The 808-nt window shown below is 65.2% G+C and carries 1 protein-coding gene; it reads right to left on the bottom strand.

The annotated features are described in order from the left end of the window. Positions 1 to 659: hypothetical protein (locus AC1DBD_RS17685; protein WP_476982700.1), on the bottom strand; the 659-nt coding region annotated here is incomplete at its 3' end. Between the last annotated feature and the right edge of the window lie 149 nt (positions 660 to 808).

Genomic DNA, 808 nt, shown 5'->3' with positions numbered 1-808 from the left:
TTGGCGATGCCGACGAGCATGTCGGCCTTCACGGCGTCGGTCTTGAAGGTTTTGTTCAGCAGGCCGGCGGCGGTGTCGGAGATCAGGACGCGGGTGCCTTCGAGGACGGCGGTGTCACCGGATGCCTGGAGGGGCTTGAGGGTGGAGCCGTCGAGGTTGAAGATGTAGGCCTGCTTGACGGCGGTGGTGCCGTTCACTGCGACGTCGCCGTAGAGCTTGGAGGTGCCCGGGTCGATGGTGAAGTTGGTCAGTTCGACCTTGGTGTCACCGGCGGTGAGGGAGAACCCGGAGCCGGCGTGGCTGATCAGGCCCTGGACGTAGGGGCGGTAGTCCTTGGCCGGGTCGTAGTAGTCGACCTTGCCGCCGGTGATGGGGAAGACCAGCGAGCCGTCGGTCAGTTTGGCGGTACCGACGGTGCCCGGGGTGAGCTTGAGGGTTTCCAGGGCTTTCGCGAAGGAAGCATCGAGCTTCACCGCGGTGGAGACGCCGGTCAGTGCCGGGATCGAGGCGAGCGGCTCGGGCTTTTCAGCCGCAGCCGAGGAAGACGCCGAGGTGGCCGGAGCGGAGGAAGCGTTGTTCGCCGGGCTGCAGGCAGCCAGGGAAAACATGAGCGAACCGGCAGCGGCAACGCCGAGGAAAGTCTTGATGGATGTACGCATGGGAGTGCTCCTTGGAAATAGCTCAATGGGTGTCCCGTCCCCGCCGCCCTGGTAGGGGCTGACACTTTCCTGCGGGTCCGGCTTGGTCTGTCAGGAGTACTTCGGCAACACCCGCCCTCCCGGATGGGTCCCCACCGAACCGACACCAA

It is taken from the genome of Arthrobacter sp. 10T419 (assembly GCF_056394105.1).
The sequence above is the reverse complement of the archived record's forward strand: the minus strand, read 5'-3'. Positions and strand labels throughout refer to the sequence as shown.